The 3896-nt window shown below is 40.5% G+C and carries 5 protein-coding genes and 2 pseudogenes; 3 read left to right on the forward strand and 4 right to left on the reverse strand.

What is annotated here, in order from left to right; genetic code table 11:
* From UC14_RS27215 to UC14_RS27225, 3 genes and pseudogenes are all read left to right on the forward strand, one after another.
* Nucleotides 1-230: hypothetical protein (locus tag UC14_RS27215; RefSeq protein ID WP_232829737.1), on the forward strand; the 230-nt coding region annotated here is incomplete at its 5' end.
* 83 nt (nucleotides 231-313) lie between these two features.
* A pseudogene (locus UC14_RS27385) lies at nucleotides 314-415 on the forward strand (site-specific DNA-methyltransferase); the annotation flags it as partial.
* Nucleotides 416-474: 59 nt separating this feature from the next.
* A pseudogene (locus UC14_RS27225) lies at nucleotides 475-693 on the forward strand (IS200/IS605 family transposase); the annotation flags it as partial.
* 130 nt (nucleotides 694-823) lie between these two features.
* On the opposite strand, the gene UC14_RS24885 reads toward UC14_RS27225, so the two are convergent.
* From UC14_RS24885 to UC14_RS24900, 4 genes are read right to left on the reverse strand one after another with little or no spacing between them, the layout of a single operon-like run.
* Nucleotides 824-2101: a DUF6056 family protein gene (locus tag UC14_RS24885; protein ID WP_112198644.1), complete on the reverse strand. Its 1278-nt coding sequence runs from the start codon at nucleotides 2099-2101 to the stop codon at nucleotides 824-826.
* On the reverse strand, nucleotides 2088-2537 hold the full coding sequence (locus UC14_RS24890) for a hypothetical protein (RefSeq protein WP_131638064.1): 450 nt from the start codon (nucleotides 2535-2537) through the stop codon (nucleotides 2088-2090). Before UC14_RS24890 ends, UC14_RS24885 begins: the two co-directional genes overlap by 14 nt.
* Nucleotides 2530-3450, reverse strand: coding sequence for a glycosyltransferase family 2 protein (locus UC14_RS24895; protein WP_112151621.1), 921 nt, complete (start codon nucleotides 3448-3450; stop codon nucleotides 2530-2532). The genes UC14_RS24890 and UC14_RS24895 overlap by 8 nt, the downstream gene beginning before the upstream one ends.
* On the reverse strand, nucleotides 3450-3809 hold the full coding sequence (locus UC14_RS24900; RefSeq protein WP_112151620.1) for a GtrA family protein: 360 nt from the start codon (nucleotides 3807-3809) through the stop codon (nucleotides 3450-3452). Before UC14_RS24900 ends, UC14_RS24895 begins: the two co-directional genes overlap by 1 nt.
* Nucleotides 3810-3896: the final 87 nt, after the last annotated feature.

The raw sequence follows: 3896 nt of genomic DNA on the forward strand, positions 1-3896 counted from the left end.
CTTCGGGTGGTTTTTTTATTTCTGCCTTTCATAAAAGTCGGACTCAAGATGCGCAATCTCTGCCTGTTCTTCTGTGGTGTGGCGGAATCAAACGCTGTAAGGACCGTCCTCCGTATCATGCACTGATGCGAGGCCCATTGCTGATGTACACACATCATCTGGGTCAAACCTTCTGGGCCTTGAAACAGGCAGCACAAAGAAGACTTGAGGTCGTACTTCTCAGCCACTGAGCGGATCCCCTTCGCTGAGCATTACAGCGGACTGTATTGAGGAAAACCATCCAACTATTCCCTTGAGTGTCAGAAGCAACGCAAAGCATCCGTGCTGAAAGCCAGCAGAGATGATGAGAGACATCGTCAACGCCAGCTGTAGACCGGGTGATGTATTTGCTGATTTTCCCATGAGATCCGGTTCCTAGATAGGAGAAGCTATCAAGTTGGGCCGTTTCGCGATCGGTGTGGAACTTGAAGAAGACTGATGCTGTATGAACAATTTGGAGATCTGAAATTCAAATACAGGAACAGGAACAGGAACAGGAACAGGGAGTCTTGGTGCAGAGGGTATTATGTTGATACGGTGTGGAAAAATACATCGAAGATACAGGAATACATAAAGCAGTAAGTGGAGCAGGTTAAACTGGGCGAGCAGTTATCAATACCGTATCCAGGCAGCCCATTTACGGGTAGTAAGTAACGAATTTGGATGCAAATTTCAGATTGCAATGCGCCTGTTAGGGCTCGGCCGGTAACAAAGCCTTACAGGCGCATATGAAAAACCTCCGGCTATGCCGGAGGATATTTATTCATGAATTCTAAATTTAAAATCAAAATGACATGGCTGCGGCCAGCATTAACCCCGCTAAAATCCACGTATTTCTACTTTCATCATCTCTTAAAAATTCGTAGTAAATCCATAGGCACGCTGTTGCTGCTATAACCTCCCAGAAAAATAAAACCCGCATCCAGGAAGCAAATACAGTTGGTGAGAAACTGAGCATGGCTATAGTTGCATACCCAATAAGCAACGCTATCATGGGCTTAGCTATAGTATTCCTTTGAACGGTAGCAATCGCCATTGCATAAAAAACAGAGAAAATTACCAGCAAAGAAAAAAGATATGAAAGGTATCTGCTATAAGAAATCCATCTTTGAGCATTTAGATACTCTTCATTGTAGAAAGCAACACCAAGGTCAGCAAGATGGAAATGCTTAATAAGCATCAATATTAAGTGTATTACTAATACAGAGCTAAAAAATAATGATATTTTGCTTTTTTGAGAAAATTTTCTAATAATAATTAAAGATAAAACGCAGATTATTCCAAAAATGACTCCATCATGCATCACAACGGTCTGATGTATTCTATCAAAGCCAAATGTTAATTTATTTAACAACGGCATTTCTTTGAATCCTGGCAGCCAACGCCATGATTCCTTTTCCGCTCTGATAAAGTTTCCCGGAGAAAGGAAAAGCAAAGCAGAATTTATTAATGAAAAAAGTAAATATATATAACTGAATTTTCTTCTGTACAGTTTATTAATGGCAATTGCGATTATTGTAACTGCAAGCGTGAAGAAAGCTGTTTGCTCATTAAAGCAAGAAATAGATAAGGAGATAACAGCGGCAAATCCCTCTGAAAAATTAACTTTGCCAGTTTTAAGGAAAACTGACATAGAATAAGAAAGCATAGAGACGGGAAGCAAATAATTGTAAAACCCTGTCACCCACCATGCGGCATTCTCATTTATAGAAAATGGAATGAGCATAAAAAGACACAGAAATGCTGTTGTCAGTGCAAGGTTGACCTTGCCAGAGATTATCTTGGACACTGAGGCACACAGAATCAATAGTGAAGCAGGGATTCCAATTTTCCAAACTATATGATAGTTAATAGTACTTACCATTAAAGCATCCAGGGTGAATCTACCACTCCAGCCTTGATATCTTTTTATCATGTAATCGTGCAAAGAGGTATGGTCCAACGCATGAGAGAAAATGAAGTCATCCGCGAAATTCTGCAACTCAACACGCATGCCTATTGCAATTAATAATGTAATTACGAATAGAACCATAGCATTTCTCATTTTATCATTTGCAGACATAATCACCTCTATACAACTCTCCGTCTTTTGCTCGCGAAATCATCACAATCTCTCTTCCCACAGGTTCATTCCATGGTGGTATTCTGATAGAAGAAACCAGGCCAGAGTTATCGAACTCATCACTTGATTTCATCTCTTTAGTTTCTAAATTTCTTCTATATGTTTGTCCATGGAGTCGAAAATATCCTTTACCGTTTAGAGATTTTATATACATGGTGTTTTCAAACTTTCTAACCCCGGCAGGATATGACCACGCAGAAATATAGACGTAATTATTTTTAATGTCGCAAAAATCAACCCCCCAATTATCCAGCTTCCCTTGGGTTTTTGGGATTTCGACGTAAGAGTTGTCATTCCAGGAATGGAACATTAAAGCGACAAAGAGGAAAGAAAAAACTGAAAGAATAACGAACAGTTTATCTATTTTTTTATTCACTATCATTACCTTTTTTCATAATAAATCTTGGTCTTTGCTTCGTTTCTATATATATACGGCCTATATACTCACCCAGAACACCAATACCTATTAGTTGGATTCCACCGAGGAAAAGAATAGAAACCAAGATAGACGGGTATCCGTGTACAGGATTACCAAAGATCACCGTGTCAAAAATCATGTATATGCCATAGGCGAAAGAAAGGCTGGCGACGAAAAGTCCAATATAAGTCCACATGCGCAGTGGAAAAGTTGAGAAAGATGTGATGCCTTCGAGAGCAAGGTTCCACAGTTTCCAACCATTGAATTTTGTCGAACCGGCTACGCGTTCATCTCGGGTATATTCGACCACTGCGGTGCGGCCACCGACCCAAGACAGAACCCCTTTCATGAATAAGTTTCGTTCAGGGAGAGACTTAATGTTTTCTACGACAGCGCGAGACATTAACCTAAAATCGCCAACGTTTTCCTCAATCTTAGGTTTGCTGATCATGTTATGGAGCTTATAAAACCACTCAGCACTTTTACGCTTAAAATGGCTGTCCGACGACCTGTCCGCCCGTTTAGCCAGAACCACATCGGCACCTTCCTGCCACTTCTCAATAAGTCGGGGGATCACGTCAATTGGATCCTGAAGGTCTACATCGATAGGAATGACCACATCACCTGTTGAAGCTTCTAGACCTGCGAACAGAGCGGGTTCTTTACCAAAGTTTCTGGTGAAGGATAGCGCATTAACGAGCAAATCTGATTTTGCCAGCGCGTTAATTAGGCTTTCTGTATTGTCGCTACTCCCGTCATTAATGAAAACAATCTCTACCTCATGCTGAGACAGTTTTTCACGGACTGTCCGATAAAAAATAGCAATAGTGTCCTCTTCGTTGAAGACAGGGACGACAAGAGATATTTTCATTATTCTTCCCTAAATATGATGAATGTCGAGTATAGGAATCCAATTAGGAGGCTTATTGCTGAAAAACCTATCAGGGTTAATATTGGGTTAAGTTCAACCTTGTCACCCAGGTAACCACAGGCAAGAGCAAGCGCCCCCATGAAGCCAACATACAGAAAGTATTTTGTGGTTGTGTGTTCTGCCTGGTAAGTCCACTTGGCGTTAGCAAAGAAACTAAATGTGACAGCGACACAAAATCCCGCAAAGTTACTGATCATCTGCTTATGATCAAATGAGTAGTATACAACTGCAAAAGTTAACCAATGGATTGCGGTATTAAGACCACCAACAAGTGCATACTTAACAAAGATTTTTAACATGAGTATATTCGGATTAAGAACGATTGCAGGATCCTAGCATTTGTTTCATAGAAGGCAAGGAAACGTAAGGGAATGCTAGTTTTTTTT

Origin of the sequence: Rahnella sp. NRRL B-41462, from assembly GCF_003263525.1 — a bacterium.
Lineage (GTDB): Bacteria > Pseudomonadota > Gammaproteobacteria > Enterobacterales > Enterobacteriaceae > Rahnella > Rahnella aceris.

What these genes read in the sequence shown, in the direction of transcription:
- UC14_RS24895 (WP_112151621.1), bottom strand. Translation starts at nt 3,450, where the DNA reads ATGAAAATATCTCTTGTCGTCCCTGTCTTCAACGAAGAGGACACTATT.
- UC14_RS24885 (WP_112198644.1), bottom strand. Translation starts at nt 2,101, where the DNA reads ATGTCTGCAAATGATAAAATGAGAAATGCTATGGTTCTATTCGTAATT.
- UC14_RS24900 (WP_112151620.1), bottom strand. Translation starts at nt 3,809, where the DNA reads ATGTTAAAAATCTTTGTTAAGTATGCACTTGTTGGTGGTCTTAATACC.